Raw genomic sequence first — 18,285 nt, forward strand, 5'->3', positions numbered from 1 at the left:
TTCCTGCGGGCGTTCTGAAGGACGCTTCACTCGACTGCGTTTTTCGGCGGCGCAAAGGACTCGTCGTGGAAATGGCGCGGATGCGTATGCGTGGTCAGCCGGTCGACATACGCCATGATGAGCGCGGAAACGAGGAACGCGACGTGGATGATCACCTGCCACAACACGGTGTGAAACGTGTGCTGGTCGGGGTTGATGAAGGTTTTCAGCAGATGGATCGACGAGATGCTGATGAGCGCCATCGACAGCTTCACCTTCAGCACGCCCGCGTTGACGTGATCGAGCCACTCGGGCTCGTCGGGATGGCCTTCCACGCCGAGCTTCGACACGAACGTCTCGTATCCGCCGACGATCACCATGATGAGCAGATTCGAGATCATCACCACGTCGATCAGGCCGAGCACGACGAGCATGATATTGGTTTCGTCGAGCGTCATCGCGTGCGTGACGAGATGCCAGACTTCCTTCAGAAACAGGACGACGTACACGGCTTGCGCGACGATCAGGCCCAGATAGAGCGGCACCTGGAGCCAGCGGCTCATGAAGATGACTTTCGGCAGCAGTTTCATCGAGCCGGGCTGCTTGGGCGAGGCGGGAGAATGCTTGGGAGCGGACATGGGCGGCTTTTCAGTCGGGGCGGGTCGAACCGGAATGATGACTGGCGAATATGACGAACCGGAACGTGCAAAGTGCGTGCGGAGCGTTTGCAATCCGCCGGCGAGCGGCGGGTGTTGGCGCATTCGCGGTGTCGGGAAGCCCGCTATTGTAGCGTGTCGTCGCGCGGACTTCCCAAATGCTTTCAGAATCCGCTGAACCCGTTTTAGGCGCCGGTTTCGCCCGAAACGGAAGCCCGGGCGCGCGCCTTCAAGCTTGCGAGCGCGATGCCCGTCACGACGCACGCGAGCGCGATGCCGTGCGCGAGCGTCGGACGTTCGTCGAGAAAGGCGATGCCGTAGAGCGCCGCCGCGACCGGCAGCACGGCGCAGAAGACGCCGGCGAGACTGCCGTCGACGTGACGGATGCCCTTCATCCACAGCCAGAACGAGAAGATGCTCGCCGAAAGCCCGTACCACAGGACGAGCGCCCACGTGTTCCAGGCGACGCTCGTCCAGTCGAAGTGCGCGAGCGATGTTGCGCCGAGCGGGAGCATGAGCAACAGGCCGATCGCGTGCGTGTACGCGCAGATGTCGATGGCGGGCAGCGTCTGCGTGAGACGGCGCGAGAGGATCACATAGAGCGATTCGCAGCACACGGCGCCGAGCACCATCAGATTGCCGGGCAGGGAGCTCGCGCCCGCATCCCCGGCCTGCGCGACGTTGATGACGAGCACGCCCGCGATCGCCAGTCCGATCGACGCGAGCGCGCGCGGACCCGGCTTCTCCTTGAGCAAGATCCACGCGAAGAGCGCGACCACGGCCGGAATGGTGCTCGTGATGACGCCCGCCGCGACGGCGCTCGTGCGCGCGACGCCGTTCAACATCAGCAAGGTGAAGCCGAACGTGCCGAAGAATGCCTGCAGGAAAAGGTTGAGCCATTCGCCGCGCGCGACGCGCTTCATCTTCGACCAGCGCAAGAGCGGCCAGAGCACCGCGAGCGCGATCACGAAGCGCAGCAGCGCGAAGAGCGGAACGGGAACGAATGCGACGATCGATTTGCCGATGCCGACGTTGCTTCCGACGAGCAGCATCGCTGCAATCAAAAGAAGGGCGTAGCGATTCAAGCTGGATACCGCGCTGGGAGTTCAGTTACGATTGTGGGGACGCATTGTAGAAGCCGCGCGGACTCCGTGTATACCCCGTGCCTGTTGGCCCGGCCACGTAAGAAGCGGGTAAGTTGAGCGGCTTATCTTGAATTCAATGCAGGATGTCGCCGGTATGCGAATGTGCCGTGACATTTTTCCGTGCCGCTCCGGTACGGTAGAAAGGAGACAAGGTCGAAGCCGGGAACGCCGCGCGTTCTCCGCTTTCGAACCTCATAAACATGCGGCGCGCGCAACCCATTCAGCGATGCGCGCGCCGCCGGATTTCGGAAACACCATCAGGAGAGGTTGTCGATGTCTGCGATCGAATCGGTTCTTCAGGAAAAACGTGTGTTCCCGCCGTCAGCCAAGGCAAGCGCGGGTGCGGCAATCTCCGGCATGGACGCCTACAAGGCGCTTGTAGCGGAAGCGGAACGTGACTACGAAGGCTTCTGGGCGCGCATTGCGCGCGAGACGCTCACGTGGCACAAGCCCTTCACGCAGGTGCTGGACGAATCGAAGGCGCCTTTCTACAAGTGGTTCGAGGACGGCGAGCTCAACGCGTCGTACAACTGTCTCGACCGTCATGTGGAAGCGGGCCGCGGCAACGACAACGCGATCATCTTCGAAGCCGACGACGGCACCGTCACCAACGTCACCTATCAGGATCTGCTGGACCGCGTCTCGCGTCTCGCCAATGCGCTCAAGAAGCGCGGCGTGAAAAAGGGCGACCGCGTCGTGATCTATCTGCCGATGTCGGTGGAAGGCGTCGTCGCGATGCAGGCGTGCGTGCGTATCGGCGCGACGCATTCGGTCGTGTTCGGCGGCTTCTCGTCGAAGTCGCTCAACGAACGTCTCGTCGATGTCGGCGCGGTCGCGCTCATCACCGCCGACGAACAGATGCGCGGCGGCAAGGCGCTGCCGCTGAAAAGCATCGCCGATGAAGCGCTCGCCGCGGGCGGCTGCGAGAAGGTGAAGGACGTCATCGTGTATCGGCGCACGGGCGGCAAGGTCGCATGGACCGAAGGCCGCGACGCGTGGCTGCATGAAATCGTCGAGAACGAATCGGCGAAGTGCGAGCCGGAATGGGTGAGCGCGGAGCATCCGCTTTTCATCCTTTACACGTCCGGCTCGACGGGCAAGCCGAAGGGCGTGCAGCACAGCACGGCCGGCACGCTGCTGTGGGCCGCGCAGACCATGAAGTGGACCTTCGACATGAAGCCGGGCGACATCTTCTGGTGCACGGCGGATATCGGCTGGATCACGGGGCATAGCTATATCGCGTACGGGCCGCTCGCCATCGGCGCGACGCAGGTCATGTTCGAAGGCGTGCCGACGTATCCGCACGCGGGCCGCTTCTGGGAGATGATCGCGCGCCACAAGGTCACGATCTTCTACACGGCGCCCACGGCGATCCGCTCGCTCATCAAGGCATCGGAAGCGGACGCGAAGGTTCATCCGAAGAGTTTCGATCTGTCGACGCTGCGCATCCTCGGCACGGTCGGCGAACCGATCAATCCGGAAGCGTGGATGTGGTATCACGAGAACGTCGGCCGTGGGCAATGTCCGATCGTCGATACGTGGTGGCAGACCGAAACCGGCGGCCACATGATCACGCCGCTGCCGGGCGCGACGCCGCTCGTGCCGGGTTCCTGCACGCTGCCGCTGCCGGGCATCATGGCCGCGATCGTCGATGAAACCGGCCAGGACGTGCCGAACGGGCAAGGCGGCATTCTGGTCGTGAAGCGCCCGTGGCCGTCGATGCTGCGCAACGTCTGGGGCGACCCCAAGCGCTATCAGACGAGCTATTTCCCGGAAGAACTCGGCGGCAAGCTGTATCTCGCCGGCGACGGCGCGGTGCGCGACAAGGAAACCGGCTACTTCACGATCATGGGCCGCATCGACGACGTGCTGAACGTCTCCGGCCACCGCCTCGGCACGATGGAAATCGAGTCGGCGCTGGTCGCGAATCCGATCGTCGCGGAAGCCGCGGTCGTCGGCCGTCCGGACGATACGACGGGTGAAGCCGTGGTCGCGTTCGTCGTGCTGAAGCGCGCGCGCCCGGAAGGCGACGAAGCGAAGCAGATCGCCACCGAACTGCGCAACTGGGTCGGCAAGGAAATCGGTCCGATCGCGAAGCCGAAGGACATCCGTTTCGGCGAGAACCTGCCGAAGACGCGCTCCGGCAAGATCATGCGGCGGCTCTTGCGCTCGCTCGCGAAGGGCGAGGAGATCACGCAGGACGTCTCCACGCTGGAAAATCCCGCGATTCTGGATCAGCTCGGCGAAGCGCGCTGATCGTCCGCGACCGCTGCCTCGCGCGGCAGCGGTCGATCCTTATTGCCGATGACATGCGGTTTTGTTAAAAAACCGCATGTCCGATTCTTCCAACCCGACGCCTGCCTCGCCGCCGCCCGTATCGGCGGCGATGGCGCGCGCGCATCGGCGCTACTGGCGCTTCAATATCGCGCTGATCGGCGTGCTGATGACCATCGGCTTCGTCGTCTCCTTCGGCCTGCCGCTCTTCGCGCAACGCTTCCAGCATGCCCGCGTCGCCGGCTTTCCGCTGCCGTTCTACTTCGGCGCGCAGGGCGCGATTCTCGTCTACATCGCGCTGATCCTCATCTATATCGTGCTGATGCAGATGGCCGATGCGCGTCTTGCCCGCGCCGCCCGCGCCGAACAGGGCGACGCCGCATGAAGCTCACGAACCGGCTGATCCTCTCCTACGCGCTCTATACGGTCGGCTTCCTGCTGTTCATCTTTCTGATGGAGCGCATCGAGCGCACGACGGGGCCGGGAACGTGGATCGGCTATGTGTTCCTGTTCGTGCCCATCGCGGTGTACGCGGTGATCGGTCTTTTGTCGCGCACGTCGGATCTCGTCGAATACTACGTGGCAGGACGGCGCGTGCCGTCCGCGTTCAACGGCATGGCGACGGCCGCCGACTGGCTTTCGGCGGCATCGTTCATCGGGCTTGCCGGGTCGATCTACGCAAGTGGTTACGACGGCCTCGCGTACGTGATGGGTTGGACCGGCGGCTATTGCCTCGTCGCGTTCCTGCTCGCGCCGTACGTGCGCAAACTCGCGCGCTACACGATTCCGGATTTTCTCGGCACGCGCTTCTCCAGCAACCTCGTGCGCGGGCTCGCGGCGTTCGCGGCGATTCTCTGTTCGTTCGTCTATCTCGTCGCGCAGATCCAGGGCATCGGGCTGATCGCGTCGAGGTTCATCGGCATCGAGTTTTCGATCGGCATCTTCTGCGGTCTCGCGGGCATTCTCGTGTGCTCGTTTCTCGGCGGCATGCGCGCGGTGACGTGGACGCAGGTCGCGCAATACATCATCCTCATCAGCGCGATGCTGATTCCCGTGTCGATGATCGCGCATCGCGAAGGGCTCGGGTGGTTCCCGCAATTCAACTACGGGCGCGTGATGGAGCGCGTCGAATCGCTCGAACGCGCGGTCGCCGTGTCGCCCGACGAAGCGCGCGTGCGCGCCGATTATCAGCGGCAGGCCGCGCTGATTCAGCAACGCATCGACGCGCTGCCGCAGTCGTTCCATGCCGAGCACGCGCGCCTCGCCGCGGAGATCGCGGAACTGCGCCGGCACAACGGGCCGCTGCGGGAGATCAACGAGCGCGAGCGCGAACTCGCGGCTTTTCCACGCGATGCCGCCGATGCGCACGCCAAATGGTCGCGCGAACGCGATGCGTTGATCGAGCGCGTCGCCGCGCCCGTGCCGATGGCCGAGGCGTTCGCGCCCGGCTCGGCCGGTGACGAGAGCCCGCGCGTGCATCAGATCAACTTTCTGTCGCTGCTCCTGTGCCTGTCGATCGGCACGGCGAGCCTGCCGCACATCCTCACGCGCTACAACACGACGACGTCGGTGTCGTCGGCGCGGCGCTCGGTCGGCTGGACGCTGTTCTTCGTCGCGTTGTTCTATTTGACGGTGCCGGTGCTCGCGGTGCTCATCAAGCATGAAATATTGACGGGGCTCGTCGGGCATCGCTTTGCCGATCTGCCGCAGTGGGTCACGCAATGGCGGCGCGTGGAGCCGTATCTGATCCGCATCGGCGATGTGAACGGCGACGGCATCGTGCGCTGGGCCGGCATTCAGATGCAGCCGGACATGGTCGTGCTGGCGGCGCCTGAAATCGCGGGATTGCCGTATGTGATTTCCGGGCTGATTGCCGCCGGCGCGCTCGCGGCGGCTTTGTCGACGGCGGACGGACTCCTGCTGACGATCGCGAATGCGCTCTCGCACGACGTGTATTACTGCATGGTCGATCGCCGCGCGACGAGCCAGCGGCGCGTGACGATCTCGAAGATTCTGTTGCTCGGCGTGGCGCTGCTCGCGTCGTATGTGGCGTCGCTGAATGCGGGCAACATTCTGTTTCTGGTCGGCGCGGCGTTTTCGCTTGCAGCGTCGAGTCTCTTTCCGGCGCTCGTACTCGGCGTGTTCTGGAAGCGCACGACGCAGCGCGGCGTCGTCGCGGGCATGATCGCGGGGCTCGTCGTGTGCGTGTATTACATCGTGTCGACGTATCCGTTCTTCGTGCAGTTGACGGGTTTCGCCGGGCCGCGCTGGTTCGGCATCGAGCCGATCAGCTCGGGCGTGTTCGGGGTGCCGGCCGGATTCGCGGTGGCGATCGTTGTGAGTCTGTTCGATCGGAAGCCGGATGCGTACACGCGCGCGCTCGTCGATTACATTCGCCATCCGTAGGGGCTGGCGCAGGCGCGGGAACTTGGTATAATCGCGGTCTTCCGGAGAGATGGATGAGTGGTTTAAGTCGCACGCCTGGAAAGCGTGTATAGGGTAAAACCTATCGGGGGTTCGAATCCCCCTCTCTCCGCCAGACCCTCAAGCCCTTGATCTTCAAGGGCTTTTCTTTTTGTTCTCAGAATTGACGCGGGCGCTGTAAAAGGCCCGTATGCCGAAAAAATCCGAAACGCCGCCCGTCGTTGTTTCGAATCTCAAGTGGTTCCAATCGAAATGAGGAAGCTTCGTCCTTTTCCTCGCGCTTCGACATCATAGATTCGGATAACTGATTAAACATGGCGGCGCGCAGTCGATCGAGCGTCGAGCATGCGGACAACAAGTGGAGGGGAGCGAGAAGAGTTGTCGTAAGAGTCATGAGCGCTGGTACGGTTGCGCCTCTAATAATGCTCGATGAACTCTCGCACATGGCAGGGCGCAGCGGCCCATGCAGCCCATCTCTTACGACATTCAGAAGGATAGACGATGCGGCCAGGAAAGAAATCGGATTAATCGCGTTATGTAAGCGGCAATCGTTCAACGATGCGCCGGCTTGCCGGCAAACGCTGCAATTCGATCCGTTTCCGTCGTGGTGACTGCGGATTGTGCCGCCGCTTCGCGCGTCGCCTTCTTGCTTTGCGGCGGTGCAACGGACTTTGGACGGTTGCGCGCGGCGGCCGATCCGCCGAGAAAGAAACGCCCCGCGTAAGACACGGGGCATCGCATTGCAAGCTCAGTGCGTGAGAATCATCTGAGCGGCGTGATTCTCGGCGTCGTAGTGCAGCGCGGAGTTCGCCGCCTGCTGTTCCTGAATGAGCACTTCGCGCGCCGCCTGAGCACCTCGCTCATAACCGGCCTTCGTCGCGTGCTCCTCGAGTGCGGCGATAAGCGGCAATTGCTCCTCTGCCACCGAGCGCAGCAAATTCAGGATGTCGCGCCGCATCGCTTCGGGATAAGCGCAGAAGTGCTCGAAGCCACCCGGCGCAGCGACGATGTTCACGAGCGACGTAAGCAGTCGCGCCCGATTGTTGCAATGTTCGCTGATCTGCACCGACTGCGAGAGCGTCGCGTGGCCGTTCGGATCGACGGAAATATGCAGGTCATTCATCTTGAAAAGCCTCTTGTAATAACGGAAGGCCTGCATTTAAGCCGCTCCGGCGCTTGGAAACGCTCGGACGAATCCTATTACCTCGGGTGCGCGACGATCCTTTACTTTCGGATGTTTCCGCTCACGCGAAGCATCGTGCGAGCCAGCGCCAGAACGCGCGGCAACGGCCGGCCGTGACGACGCGTGATGCATCCATGTCGCGCGGCCAGGTCGCGTTTTCCTGATCGTCGCGCGACCGAGCGAAGAGTGTCCCGAAGTACATGGCAGCCCCCTTTGCGGATATCGATGGCGAACGGCGTCACGTGCGCGACTCCGATGCGTTCAGGATGCCGGTGCTTCCGCGAGCGCAAAACCCGCATGACGCGGGGAGCGCGCTTTGCATGCGGACATGGGCGAAAGGAGGGGTACGCGCGTCAGCATGCGCGCAGCGAAAGTTTTACATGAACTGTTGACACAAAAGATTCACAGTCGGAAAGGTCGACGGACCGTATCCTTTGCTCCGCTACGGTGAACGCGGGGCAACCATGCCGGACATCGCATTTCCTCAGCAGGGCGGCGTGAGCGAACGCACGCGCCGGACCGGTCTCATCGTTTTCGGTCTCATACTTCTCGGCGGTATCGGTTATGTCGGATTGCATCTGGCTAACGATCTCGAATCCGTCCGGCTGAGTTCCGCACTGCCTTATTTCCTGCTCGCCGTCGCGCTGCTGATCGCGCTCGGATTCGAGTTCGTCAACGGCTTCCACGACACCGCCAACGCGGTCGCGACCGTCATCTACACGCACTCGCTGACGCCGAACCTCGCGGTGGTCTGGTCCGGGACGTGGAATTTCATCGGCGTGCTGGTTTCGAGCGGCGCGGTCGCGTTCGGCATCCTGCAACTGCTGCCCGTCGAGCTGATACTCCAGGTCGGCAGCAGCGCAGGCTTCGCGATGGTCTTCGCGTTGCTCATCGCCGCGATCATCTGGAACCTCGCGACATGGTATTTCGGCCTGCCGTCGTCGAGCTCGCATACGCTGATCGGCTCGATCATCGGCGTCGGTCTCATGAATCAGCTATTGCGCGGGCCGAACGGCACGAGCGGCGTCGACTGGTCGCAGGCGGCGGGCGTCGGCAAGTCGCTGCTGTTCTCGCCGATCGTCGGCTTCATCTGCGCGGGACTCCTCTTGCTTTTGCTGAAGGCGCTCGTGCGCGTGCCGGCGCTCTATAAGGAACCGAAGAAAAATCATCCGCCGCCATTCTGGATTCGCGCACTGCTGATTCTGACGTGCACCGGCGTATCTTTCGCGCACGGCTCGAACGACGGGCAGAAAGGCATGGGTCTCATCATGCTGATTCTGATCGGCACGGTGCCGACTGCCTACGCGCTCAACAAGGCGGTGAGCCCCGCCGAAACGCAGAACTTCGTAGCCGTGGCGCACGAGGCATCGGCGAGCTTCGCGAAATATCTGAACGATGCGCCACCATCCGCCGATGCACGCGAAGACGTTCAATCCTACGTGCGTACGCGCCAGCTTTCGCCCGCGACGCTGCCCGCGCTGAAGCAACTGACCGACATCATCGCGAACCAGGTCGGCGCGTCGGGATCGCTCGCGGCGGTGCCGCAGAACCTTGTCGATAACGTGCGCAACAACATGTATCTCGCGTCCGAAGCGATCCGCCTGATGGAGAAGGCGAACGCGCCCGCGTTCGCGCCCGCGGACCGCGCCGTGATCGACAACTACAAGAAGCAGCTCGACCACGCGACGAAGTTTATCCCGACGTGGGTGAAGGTCGCGGTGGCGATCGCGCTCGGGCTCGGCACGATGGTCGGCTGGAAGCGCATCGTCGTGACCGTGGGCGAGAAGATCGGCAAGCAGCATCTGACGTACGGGCAGGGCGCGTCGGCGGAGCTGATCGCGATGCTGACCATCGGTGCGGCGGATGCCTACGGCCTGCCGGTCTCGACGACGCACGTGCTGTCTTCGGGCGTCGCCGGAACGATGGCCGCCAACGGCTCGGGGCTGCAATGGAACACCGTGCGCAGCCTCGTGCTCGCGTGGGTGCTGACGTTGCCGGCGTCGATCGCGCTCGCCGCCGGTCTCTACTGGGCGTTCAGAAATCTCTTCTGAGTGCGTGACGTTCAGGCGTTCGCCGGGCGGCCGGTCTTGACCGTTTCGAGCGCCTTGATCGCTTCGACGAGGCGTTTCTCGGGCGCGGCGTCGAGCATCGCGAGCGCGGCCCGCAGCAGTTCGCTCTTCTTCACGCGCACGCCGTTCTTCTGGCACTTCTCCTTGAGCGCGGCGATCTTCGCGTAGTCGGACTTGGGCATCGTGAAGCTGTCGCGCACGACTTTTTCCTTCTTCACGCGGCGGGCTTTCGCGTCGGCGTTCGGCTGGCTCGCGACGGTCTTCTCCGTTTTCTTCGCGGCAGCGGCTTCGACTGTCGGCGTCTTCCCGGCTTTCTTTGCGACGGGCGCTTTCGCGGCCGGCTTCTTCGCGGTCTTCGGCGTCGTGGCCGCGGCCTTGGTCTGCTCTGCTGGTTTAGCCGTCTTCTTGCTGGCCTTGGCCCCGCGCTTCGCGGGAGCGGGCGCGGCTTCCGTTGCGCCCTTGGGGAAATGAAACGCCTTCTTCGTCGGCGCCTTGACTTGCGGTGTGCTCATCCCGTTCTCTCCCGTCGTATGTGGAGAAAACAGTATATACGGTTTAAGGAGGCGCGCGTTCGCCGGACGCATCCGCGAAACGCGTGTCGCATCAACGGGATAGACGCGCGGCCCTCGACTTATCTACACGCTTGTCCACCGAAACTGTGGATAAGCGCGCGAAGGGGCCGCGTCAATCGTCATGACCGCGATGGCCGTGATCGTCGTCGTGGCGGGAGCGGCAAGCCTTGTCGTCGAGACGTTGCGCGACATAGCCCGGCAGATCGGCATCGTCGATCGCGAAGACGAAGAACTGGTTCGGATTATCGATGCCGTCCGGATGGTTCGTGTCCGTCACGGTGCCGACGAAGTCGTTGTCGTTCGCGATGAACAACGTGTGCTTGAGCGCGCCGCCGACGCGCACGTCCGGCCCGAACGCGAGGCTTTCGAGCTTCGCCGGAATGTCGGTCGACGCGATGCCGTGCGCGTTCAGCGCCTTGACGACATCGAGGAACAGCGTCTTCTGCAGCGCGAAAGGCGCGAGGCCGCTCGCGCCGCTCGTCTGGCTCACGTCCTGCGCGCCCGAAATATCGACGTGATACACGCGCTTGACGGCCGCGCTCGAATCGTCGCCGAGGCCCTTGCCGTCGCGCTCGTCGAGCAGAAGCTCGTGGTCGTTCACGGCGACGATATCGCTGATCGTCGGATAGTTCGGTTTGTCGGCCGTGCCCATGTTGGTGAGTGGATAGGCGAACTGCGTCGACTTGCCGGTGCGCAGATCGATGCGCAGGATGCGCGTGTACGCGCCATTGGTGCCGCCGTCCTGCAGCAGCGGACTTTGCATCGCGCCGAAGAGCGCGTCGCCGTCCGGCGAGATCGCGAGGCCTTCCATGCCTTTGTTCGCGACGCGGCCCGACGCGTTCGCGCCGATCTCGTCGCTGCCGACGGGCGAGAGCGCCGTCACCGCGAACGACGCCGGCACCGCGTACGCCGCGATGCGCTCGCCGCTCTGCCGGTCGAAGCGATAGATGTACGGGCCGTATTCGTCGGAGATGAAGACGCTCGCGCCGTCGCGCGCCACGCGGATGCTTTCCGGATCGAAGCGCGCGTCGCGCGGATACGTCGACGGCCGCGTCGGCGCGAAGTTGTCGGAGCGGCCGGTGAAGTAGTGCGTGTGCTTCTTCGCGTTGAACGCGGGCGCGCCGTTGCCGACGTTCGCCGCGGCGCCGTCGCCGTACACGAGCGGCTCGCGCGTATGGAGGAGCGTCGTGTCGATGAGTGTCGGATCGAGCGTGTAGGGCAACGTGCCGCCTTTCGCGCCGGCTTGGAGGCGCAGGATCAGCGTCTGGAAACGGTTGATGTACGACGCGGTGTCGTCGATGGCCTTGTTGTACGAGATCGCGTTCGGGCCGCGATCGGGCACGGCGAGAAACGTGTCGCAGCCGGCATACGCGAGTCCGGAGCCGAGCCCGCCGAGCAGATTGCCCGGCGCGCCGTTTTCGAGCGGCGCGGCCGTCGCCTTCGAGCGATCGACGGCATTGCCGCTCAACTGACCGATCGCGATGAGATCGACGCTCGCCCAAGCGGACGAACCCGCGACGGTCAACGCTAAAAAACCGAACGACAAGGCACATGCACGCGCTAGAACCATGAACGTCTCCTTTCTATGGAATTGCCCGCGCATTATTACGAGCGGCAAGTGACGTTCATATGACTAAGGAAGCGATCCTTTACTTCGAGCCATATCCAACCGATGCGAGCGCGCGATTCCGAAACGACAACGCCGGCGCAAGGCCGGCGTCGTGGACGAACGTTCGGAAGTTACTGCTTGATCGTCCCGGTCGATTTGGAGTCACCCGGCTGAGCCGGCGACATCCCTTGCTCGCGCTGCTGCATCAGCGTGCCGCCGCCGGAGGTGCCGGACTGCACGCCGCCTTGCGACGAGTCGCCCGTGCGCGGGGCGGGCATCGGTTCATTCTTGCCCGGCTGCATCTGCTGCTGACGCTGCATCAACTGATCGCGCGACATTTCCTCCGAAAGCGCGCTGGTGCTGGCGAGCGCGAGGAGCGCGCCAGCGATCGCGGTAGTGGTTTTCATATCTGTCTCCTTGAGCCGGCGCCAGGCGCGCCGCTTACAGAACCGTCAGCATCGAACGTGCCGCGTGCGCCGCGATTAGGACTGTCCTTATTTATGTCTTAAGCGACGCTAAATGGCCGATAAACGGATAGGATATTTGACAGGCGATCCAGGGCGCGGGTCTATTACAATTCGCGATCCAAACAATATCGAATTGCCTGTTTCCCGTTCGAAAGTCTGCACGCCACGGAGTACTTCATGTCGATCATCGCACTGAGCGAATTATTGAAATGGCGCGATCAATTGCCCGAGGAGTCGGGCGAGGAAGCGCACATGCTGAACGCATTGATTGCGCGTCGCGAAGCGGAAATGCGCGCGCGTATCGCGGATTCGATCGCGGCAGTCAGTCAGCGCGAAAACTGGAAACTGCAACGCTGCGCGGCAATTGCACGGCGTGTCGAAGAAACGCCGGTTCGTTATTTGGAATCGATTGACGAATTTTTTCAGAATCGAAACGAAGGCGCGCCTCATGTCGAAACGCCAGAGGTTCTGTCAGATTTCTTCGCGGACGATCGGCGCGAAGCCGCACTGACGCACGCGCCGCTGCACAGGCCCGCGACGCAGATCGGCATGCCCGGATTGCCGACGCCTGTCGTCAATCTGCATGGCGTCATGGGTTCGCTCGAGTCGCGCGTCGCTGAGACGCCGGGCATTGCGTGCGGTCTTCAGGGCATCAGGATCATGCGTATGGTCGCCTTGATGTCGAAAGCGCGCTCCGCTCAAATCGCCAGGATGAGGATGAACGGGACGCAAGCGTTTTATCGCCACTCTTGATTTTCGATCGTTGCATTCGGCGCATTCCGATTTTTTCATCGCGTTACATTTTTATCCTCTTTCTCACGGAATCCGCGCACTGCGTCGGCGGCATTTTCTGCATCGTTTGAATCGCCGGACGTCTCGCCTATACTTGATCCGATAGCTTATTCGAGCGAAAGAAAGCAGATTCCGTTCGTCATGCAGAATGGTTGCGCCGGTATTCATTCGAATCGAATAACGCGTGTCGCGGTACCGAATTTAAACCAACCTCAATGCATGACGGCCAGTGCTGGAAAAGACTGGCCAGGGAGCCATCGTGAAAAGCCTGCTGAGCAGAAGAGGGAGCTTGCTCGACAACGCACCATCGTTTCTCGTGCGTCAAAAAGCCAACATTCCACGCGGCTTCACCGCGCCGGAGATCCACGCCGAAGACCTGTCCGAGGGGGAGTCCGTCCCGGTTCAGCTTTCGACGCGCGTCACGCCGCTGCGGCCCGGGGTCGTTCCCGCCACCCAGCAATCCGGCAAGGAAGCCGTGCAGGCCGCGCATCTCGCGGAAGTCGAATGGCTCGTTCAGCAAGGCGCGCTCTCGACGTTTCGCACGTTTCAGAGCTTCGCCTATTCCGCGACCCTGCTGTTTTATCCGCGCGATCTGATCTATTACGCCGTGCTCCATCATGAGGATGCGGTCTGGCGCGTGCTCAAGGCCGGCGACCTCGGCGCGGCGGAATCGGCGTTTCGTCATTTCGTCGAACAGGCGATGCGGCTTGCCGACGCCGAAATGCGGCGCGCGCATCTCGAAGCGCAGAACGAGCAGATCGAACGTCTCACCGCGGAATCGGACGCGCAGATCGAGCGCGTGCGCGTCGATTTGCAGCGAGGCGGGCGGCACGATCAGGAGGTTGCGCTCAAGCAGCAGGAAATTCGCAAGGAGCTGGCGCAACTCGAAGGACGGCGCGCCGCGGCGCAGGCGCAACTCAACAAACTGCAGCGCCAGCTTCACCAACTCAACACGGCGGTCAACGAGAACGTGCCGAATCTGCCTGTCGTTCGATGACGCCACATTCAATCGTCCGAAGAAAACTTCCCGATCTCGCGTAGAATCGCCCCTTCGGGCAGCTAGTCGATTCTTTCGGCATACTCCCCACCGAACTTCGCAATGTATGTGCTGAGCCCGCGTCCGGCGCGGGCCAGTTGCTTCATTTCCTCGACGCGCGCGCGACCGGGCACGCGATAGTCATACAGGTATGTCCCGCCGTTGACGAAGCGCACTTTGATGCCGTCGTGCAGGATGTCGAATGCTTCGACGCCCGAATTGCCGGCAATATTTCGATAAGGCTGCATGGTGTCTTCAAACTCGAACGTACGCAAACGATTGCGCGCTCGTAGCAGGCCTAAAGTTTCGTCGGCGGGGACCGTTAAGGATGTCATGGATAAAGACCAATTCCCGTTCCTCGACTCGGACGATCCGCACTTTCAGCACGCTCGCGCGCTGAGCCTCTCGGTCGGTGCGATTCGCCGTGCACAAGGCAAGTGCAGCCCCAACGACTTCCCGGTCGGCTCGCTCGAATGGCACTTCGCCATCGAGGATTTCGCAGGCGATGTCCTGCGCGCGCTGATGGGCGAAACCGAAGGCGTCAACATTCAGGTCGGAGAGCGGCCCCTCGATTGACCGCGCGCCGCGCGTCTTAAACGCCGCCCATCGGCGGCGATTCCCCTTTGCTATAGCTTCACGCCGCCCGCTTCGGGCGCATCCACGCCGCCGGGCGGGATCGCGCCGCCCGGGCCGACGTCGCTCGTCCGGTCGCTCGACCAGTACGGCTCGCGTCCGTAGTGCTGATGCACGGTGCTCGCCCAGACGCGATCCGCCATCGAAGGCCAGGAATCCTTGTCGAAGCCCGGCGAGTTGCGCACCTGCTCGGCCGTCGCGTCGATCCGGAAGCAGTGGTTGTCCGTATCGAGCGTGAGTGCGCTCCACGGCACAGCGAGCAGTTTGTCGCCGATGCCCAGAAAGCCGCCGCTCGACAGCACCGCATAAGCGATCCGTCCGCTCGTCACGTCGAGCATGATTTCCTTCAGCGATCCGACATCCTGGCCGTCGCTGCTTCTGACCGAATTGCCGTCGAGCGTGCTCGCCGCCATGACATCGGGTCCGGGGCCGGCGGCCGTCGCCGCGCCCTTGCCGACGATCTTCGCGCCCGCGGAAGCCGGTTCCATCGATTGACTCATGATCCGCTCCTTTGACCATCGTGAGACACGTTATGGTGAGCAACGGCCGTACCCATGGCGTGTCATCGCGCTCTGCTAAGCTCGGAATTCGTTCATTCCGTCCGCTGCCCATGATCGCTTTCGAGGAATTGCTGGCCGTCGCCTACAAGAAGGAGCGCATGCAGAGCCGCCGTCTCGCCAAAGGCGCGGCGCTCACCGAGCACGCGGCGCTCGTCAGGACGTTGCAGAAGGCGGCGGGCGAGCAATCCTTGCGAGATTTCGTCGATGCGCGCCGCGCCGAGCAAATCCGAAACGCCGATGCGCTGCGCTCACGCGACGCCCGGCGCGCCGAACGGAGCAGGCCGCGTAGGACCGAGCCCGAAGCGACAGGATGGCGCGGCTGGTTCGACGGCTCCGCGCTGCCGAATCCCGGGCGGCTGGGAATGGGAGGGGTGCTCGTCGGTCCGCTCGGGGAGACGGTCGAGATCAGCATCGCCGCGGGCATCGGCGACAGCAGCGCGGCGGAATATCTCGCGCTGATCGCGGTTCTCGAAGCGGCGCTGCGCGAAGGTGCAGCGGATGCGGTGATCTACGGCGACAGCCGCGTCGTCATCGACGACGTCAGCGCATCGGAGAACGCCGGCATCCGCTCGCTCGCGCATCACGCCGCGCGCGTGCGCTCGCTCATCGCCCAAATCGGCGATGTGCGTCTGCAGTGGATTCCGCGTGCGCGCAACGCCCGCGCCGATGCGCTGTCGCGTCAGGCGCTCGACGCGGCGCGCGCGTCGGTCGAAGCGGCCTGACTTGCGGAATCATTACAAATCGCGGACGTCCGCCGTCGGGGTGTCGCCGAATGCGTCGCTCAGGAGATAATCGACGACCTTGCGCGCCGACGCCTCGGGCGTTGCGAGATGGCCGTCGCGCTTGAGCGCGTCGAAGCGCTCGCGCATCGGGAAGCGTTCGAGCGCGGTGCCGCGGATTTCGGCCTGCATGTCGGTGTCGACGACGCCCGGCGCGACGCTGCAGATGCGCAGCGCGCGATTGCCGTCGAGCGCGATCGCGCGCGCGTGATGATCGAGCGCCGCCTTGGTCGCGCAGTAGATGCTCCAGCCGGGGTAAGCGTTGCGCGCCGCGCCGCTCGAAATATGCACGATGCGCGTGTCGATCGATGGCCCGGCCGCCTGCGCCACCGCCGACGCAAGCATCAGCGGTGCGGCGACGTTCACACTGACCGCGCGCGCGACGTCGGCCGGCTTCTGATCCGCGAGACTGCCGACCGGCGCGAGCAGGCCCGCGTTGTTGACGAGCACCACGCGTTGCGCGCCGGACACGAAGCGGGACAGGGCGTCGCCCGACAGCCATTCGGTGAGCTTCGGGAGATCGGCGAGATCGAGCTCGACTTCGTGCAACTGACCGGGATGGCGCGCGGCGAGTTCGTCGTTGCGCTTTCGGGAAATCGCGAGCACTTGCGCGCCTTGCTCGAGCAGCAGCGAAGCGAGCGCGGCGCCGAGTCCGCGGGTGTGGCCGGTGAGGATGACGCGAATCGGTTCGGACATGAGCGTGGTCGGGTTGGCTGAAGTCGTCCGATTTTATCGACAAGCGCGGCGGGGCGCCGGCTACGCCAAAACGCGTCATCCCCGCAACAGGAGCGAGCGGGGAATACGGTCGTTCGTTGGTTCCTGGACACAGATGCGATCGGGCATCTTCTTTTGACTGACAAGCTTCTTCACAAAATTGACAATCGATCTCAAACAAGAATCATCGGAGCCTGCCATGCCGAATCGCCGCAAAGCATCCCGAGCTGCGTCGTCGATCTCCGAGTCTGATCGCCTTGCCGCGCGCAACAATCGCTCGCTGACTTGCTGCATCGCGGCTTGCGCGACCTTCATCGGCTTGCCTGCGGCGTCGTGGGCTCAGAGCTCGGTGCAGCTCTACGGTGAACTCGACGCGGGCATCGCTTATACGAACAACGTCGGCGGCCACTCGCAATATCGCCTGACGAGCGGCACCATCGACGGCAGTTACTGGGGACTGCAAGGCACCGAGGATCTCGGTGGCGGCGCGCGCGCGATCTTCCGGCTCGAGCGCGGCTTGTCCGTCGCGACGGGCGAGGGGCTGAACGATCATCCGATGTATGTCGGCATCGGCACCGATACGCTCGGCACGCTCACCTTCGGCCATCAATACGACTCGATCCACGATTACTTCCAGACCTTCACGCTGACCGGCAACACGGGCGGCACGGCGTTCGCGCATCTGCTCGACAACGACAACGCGAACAACTCGTTCCTCGCGGCGAACTCCGTCAAATACACCAGTGGAAACTATGGCGGCCTGAGTTTCGGCGGTCTCTACGCGTTCTCGAATCAAGCGGGCGGATTTTCGGACAATCGCGCGTACAGCGTCGGGGCCAACTATTCGGCGGGCTCCTTCAACGCGGGCGCCGCCTATCTGCACAACAACGGGCGCGGCAACACGACGAGCGGCGCATACGATTCGCTCGCGCTGCCCGGCCCGGGCAACACGATATTCAACGCCAACGTGCAGCGGCAGAACACGTTCGGCGTCGGCATGAGCTACGAGATCGGCGAATTCACGTTGGGCGGCGCATTTTCCCGCGCGATCAATTCCGGCGTCACCGATGCCGACACCGGCGAGCTGATGCCATCGCTCGCGCTCAACAATTACGAGATCAACGGCATCTACAAGCTGACGCCGGCGATTCAGATCTCCGGAATGTACGTGTACACCAACGGCGGCGGCGCGCACTGGCACGAGGGCGCGCTGCAGGTGGACTATCTGCTCTCCAAGCGCACTGACGTGTATCTGGAGTCGATCTATCAGCGCGCTTCGTCGGGCGCGCCGGCGGTGATCAACACCAACGATCCGTCGAGCGGCCGCAATCAGCTGATGTTGAGCACGGGCATCCGTCATCGTTTCTGACCATTCTGCGGGCGTCGCGCGCGT

18 protein-coding genes and 1 tRNA gene are annotated in these 18,285 nt (G+C 63.2%); 10 read left to right on the top strand and 9 right to left on the bottom strand.

Translation table 11 applies throughout. From position 1 onward, the window contains the following. Positions 1-26: 26 nt before the first annotated feature. Positions 27-617 carry a TIGR00645 family protein gene (locus tag NCS03_RS05720; RefSeq protein WP_033537207.1) on the bottom strand — a complete coding sequence of 197 codons (591 nt, stop codon included), beginning with the start codon at positions 615-617 and terminating at the stop codon, positions 27-29. 203 nt (positions 618-820) lie between these two features. Beyond that, positions 821-1,720 carry a DMT family transporter gene (locus NCS03_RS05725; protein WP_033537208.1) on the bottom strand — a complete coding sequence of 300 codons (900 nt, stop codon included), beginning with the start codon at positions 1,718-1,720 and terminating at the stop codon, positions 821-823. A 333-nt stretch (positions 1,721-2,053) separates the two neighbouring features. Here NCS03_RS05725 and acs point away from each other — a divergent pair, with 333 nt between their 5' ends. The 4 genes from acs to NCS03_RS05745 all read left to right on the top strand — a co-directional run bounded on the left by acs (position 2,054) and on the right by NCS03_RS05745 (position 6,593). After that, complete coding sequence (acs, locus tag NCS03_RS05730; protein ID WP_008350420.1) at positions 2,054-4,036, top strand: acetate--CoA ligase; 1,983 nt, start codon at positions 2,054-2,056, stop codon at positions 4,034-4,036. A 76-nt stretch (positions 4,037-4,112) separates the two neighbouring features. After that, positions 4,113-4,439, top strand: a complete 327-nt coding sequence (locus tag NCS03_RS05735; RefSeq protein ID WP_008350418.1) for a DUF4212 domain-containing protein — start codon at positions 4,113-4,115, stop codon at positions 4,437-4,439. Beyond that, positions 4,436-6,460 (top strand): sodium:solute symporter family protein, encoded by a 2,025-nt coding sequence (locus NCS03_RS05740; protein WP_008350416.1) that lies wholly within the window; start codon positions 4,436-4,438, stop codon positions 6,458-6,460. Before NCS03_RS05735 ends, NCS03_RS05740 begins: the two co-directional genes overlap by 4 nt. 43 nt (positions 6,461-6,503) lie before the next feature. Further along, positions 6,504-6,593: transfer RNA gene (locus NCS03_RS05745), tRNA-Ser, on the top strand. Positions 6,594-7,226: 633 nt separating this feature from the next. Here the strand turns inward: NCS03_RS05745 and NCS03_RS05750 are convergent. Continuing rightward, complete coding sequence (locus NCS03_RS05750) at positions 7,227-7,601, bottom strand: hypothetical protein (protein WP_144403848.1); 375 nt, start codon at positions 7,599-7,601, stop codon at positions 7,227-7,229. Between the two features lie 524 nt (positions 7,602-8,125). Here NCS03_RS05750 and NCS03_RS05755 point away from each other — a divergent pair. After that, on the top strand, positions 8,126-9,712 hold the full coding sequence (locus NCS03_RS05755; protein WP_034472177.1) for an inorganic phosphate transporter: 1,587 nt from the start codon (positions 8,126-8,128) through the stop codon (positions 9,710-9,712). Positions 9,713-9,723: 11 nt separating this feature from the next. Here the strand turns inward: NCS03_RS05755 and NCS03_RS05760 are convergent, their stop codons facing one another. From NCS03_RS05760 to NCS03_RS05770, 3 genes are all read right to left on the bottom strand, one after another. Continuing rightward, positions 9,724-10,242: a hypothetical protein gene (locus NCS03_RS05760; protein ID WP_008350407.1), complete on the bottom strand. Its 519-nt coding sequence runs from the start codon at positions 10,240-10,242 to the stop codon at positions 9,724-9,726. A gap of 172 nt (positions 10,243-10,414) precedes the next feature. Further along, positions 10,415-11,872: an esterase-like activity of phytase family protein gene (locus tag NCS03_RS05765; protein ID WP_250528914.1), complete on the bottom strand. Its 1,458-nt coding sequence runs from the start codon at positions 11,870-11,872 to the stop codon at positions 10,415-10,417. Positions 11,873-12,042: 170 nt separating this feature from the next. Then, positions 12,043-12,318, bottom strand: a complete 276-nt coding sequence (locus NCS03_RS05770) for a hypothetical protein (protein ID WP_008350405.1) — start codon at positions 12,316-12,318, stop codon at positions 12,043-12,045. Between the two features lie 237 nt (positions 12,319-12,555). On the opposite strand from NCS03_RS05770, the gene NCS03_RS05775 reads away from it, so the two are divergent. Together NCS03_RS05775 and NCS03_RS05780 are read left to right on the top strand one after the other, a co-directional pair. Next, positions 12,556-13,131, top strand: a complete 576-nt coding sequence (locus NCS03_RS05775) for a hypothetical protein (RefSeq protein WP_008350403.1) — start codon at positions 12,556-12,558, stop codon at positions 13,129-13,131. Between the two features lie 328 nt (positions 13,132-13,459). Further along, on the top strand, positions 13,460-14,167 hold the full coding sequence (locus NCS03_RS05780) for a DUF2968 domain-containing protein (RefSeq protein ID WP_250521051.1): 708 nt from the start codon (positions 13,460-13,462) through the stop codon (positions 14,165-14,167). Positions 14,168-14,229: 62 nt separating this feature from the next. On the opposite strand, the gene NCS03_RS05785 is transcribed toward NCS03_RS05780, so the two are convergent. Beyond that, positions 14,230-14,541 (bottom strand): hypothetical protein, encoded by a 312-nt coding sequence (locus NCS03_RS05785; protein ID WP_372492530.1) that lies wholly within the window; start codon positions 14,539-14,541, stop codon positions 14,230-14,232. Between NCS03_RS05785 and NCS03_RS05790 the strand changes: the two genes are divergently transcribed. Continuing rightward, complete coding sequence (locus NCS03_RS05790; protein WP_008350396.1) at positions 14,540-14,782, top strand: hypothetical protein; 243 nt, start codon at positions 14,540-14,542, stop codon at positions 14,780-14,782. The two genes, NCS03_RS05785 and NCS03_RS05790, sit on opposite strands and share 2 nt — an antisense overlap. 50 nt (positions 14,783-14,832) lie before the next feature. Here the strand turns inward: NCS03_RS05790 and NCS03_RS05795 are convergent, their stop codons facing one another. Further along, on the bottom strand, positions 14,833-15,339 hold the full coding sequence (locus NCS03_RS05795) for a PRC-barrel domain-containing protein (RefSeq protein ID WP_008350394.1): 507 nt from the start codon (positions 15,337-15,339) through the stop codon (positions 14,833-14,835). A gap of 110 nt (positions 15,340-15,449) precedes the next feature. Between NCS03_RS05795 and NCS03_RS05800 the strand changes: the two genes are divergently transcribed. Further along, positions 15,450-16,121, top strand: coding sequence for a ribonuclease HI family protein (locus NCS03_RS05800; protein ID WP_250528915.1), 672 nt, complete (start codon positions 15,450-15,452; stop codon positions 16,119-16,121). Between the two features lie 12 nt (positions 16,122-16,133). On the opposite strand, the gene NCS03_RS05805 is transcribed toward NCS03_RS05800, so the two are convergent. After that, positions 16,134-16,874, bottom strand: coding sequence for an SDR family oxidoreductase (locus NCS03_RS05805; protein ID WP_250528916.1), 741 nt, complete (start codon positions 16,872-16,874; stop codon positions 16,134-16,136). A gap of 217 nt (positions 16,875-17,091) precedes the next feature. Between NCS03_RS05805 and NCS03_RS05810 the strand changes: the two genes are divergently transcribed. Next, positions 17,092-18,261, top strand: coding sequence for a porin (locus tag NCS03_RS05810; protein WP_241484860.1), 1,170 nt, complete (start codon positions 17,092-17,094; stop codon positions 18,259-18,261). Positions 18,262-18,285 lie beyond the last annotated feature (24 nt).

Origin of the sequence: Caballeronia sp. ATUFL_F1_KS4A (genome assembly GCF_023630905.1) — a bacterium.
In the GTDB taxonomy this organism is placed as follows: domain Bacteria; phylum Pseudomonadota; class Gammaproteobacteria; order Burkholderiales; family Burkholderiaceae; genus Caballeronia; species Caballeronia zhejiangensis.

What these genes read in the sequence shown, in the direction of transcription:
- NCS03_RS05755 (WP_034472177.1), top strand. Translation starts at nt 8,126, where the DNA reads ATGCCGGACATCGCATTTCCTCAGCAGGGCGGCGTGAGCGAACGCACG.
- NCS03_RS05805 (WP_250528916.1), bottom strand. Translation starts at nt 16,874, where the DNA reads ATGTCCGAACCGATTCGCGTCATCCTCACCGGCCACACCCGCGGACTC.
- NCS03_RS05735 (WP_008350418.1), top strand. Translation starts at nt 4,113, where the DNA reads ATGTCCGATTCTTCCAACCCGACGCCTGCCTCGCCGCCGCCCGTATCG.
- NCS03_RS05810 (WP_241484860.1), top strand. Translation starts at nt 17,092, where the DNA reads ATGCCGAATCGCCGCAAAGCATCCCGAGCTGCGTCGTCGATCTCCGAG.
- NCS03_RS05775 (WP_008350403.1), top strand. Translation starts at nt 12,556, where the DNA reads ATGTCGATCATCGCACTGAGCGAATTATTGAAATGGCGCGATCAATTG.
- NCS03_RS05795 (WP_008350394.1), bottom strand. Translation starts at nt 15,339, where the DNA reads ATGAGTCAATCGATGGAACCGGCTTCCGCGGGCGCGAAGATCGTCGGC.
- NCS03_RS05770 (WP_008350405.1), bottom strand. Translation starts at nt 12,318, where the DNA reads ATGAAAACCACTACCGCGATCGCTGGCGCGCTCCTCGCGCTCGCCAGC.
- NCS03_RS05785 (WP_372492530.1), bottom strand. Translation starts at nt 14,541, where the DNA reads ATGACATCCTTAACGGTCCCCGCCGACGAAACTTTAGGCCTGCTACGA.
- NCS03_RS05750 (WP_144403848.1), bottom strand. Translation starts at nt 7,601, where the DNA reads ATGAATGACCTGCATATTTCCGTCGATCCGAACGGCCACGCGACGCTC.
- NCS03_RS05740 (WP_008350416.1), top strand. Translation starts at nt 4,436, where the DNA reads ATGAAGCTCACGAACCGGCTGATCCTCTCCTACGCGCTCTATACGGTC.
- NCS03_RS05720 (WP_033537207.1), bottom strand. Translation starts at nt 617, where the DNA reads ATGTCCGCTCCCAAGCATTCTCCCGCCTCGCCCAAGCAGCCCGGCTCG.
- NCS03_RS05800 (WP_250528915.1), top strand. Translation starts at nt 15,450, where the DNA reads ATGATCGCTTTCGAGGAATTGCTGGCCGTCGCCTACAAGAAGGAGCGC.
- NCS03_RS05760 (WP_008350407.1), bottom strand. Translation starts at nt 10,242, where the DNA reads ATGAGCACACCGCAAGTCAAGGCGCCGACGAAGAAGGCGTTTCATTTC.
- NCS03_RS05790 (WP_008350396.1), top strand. Translation starts at nt 14,540, where the DNA reads ATGGATAAAGACCAATTCCCGTTCCTCGACTCGGACGATCCGCACTTT.
- NCS03_RS05765 (WP_250528914.1), bottom strand. Translation starts at nt 11,872, where the DNA reads ATGGTTCTAGCGCGTGCATGTGCCTTGTCGTTCGGTTTTTTAGCGTTG.
- acs (WP_008350420.1), top strand. Translation starts at nt 2,054, where the DNA reads ATGTCTGCGATCGAATCGGTTCTTCAGGAAAAACGTGTGTTCCCGCCG.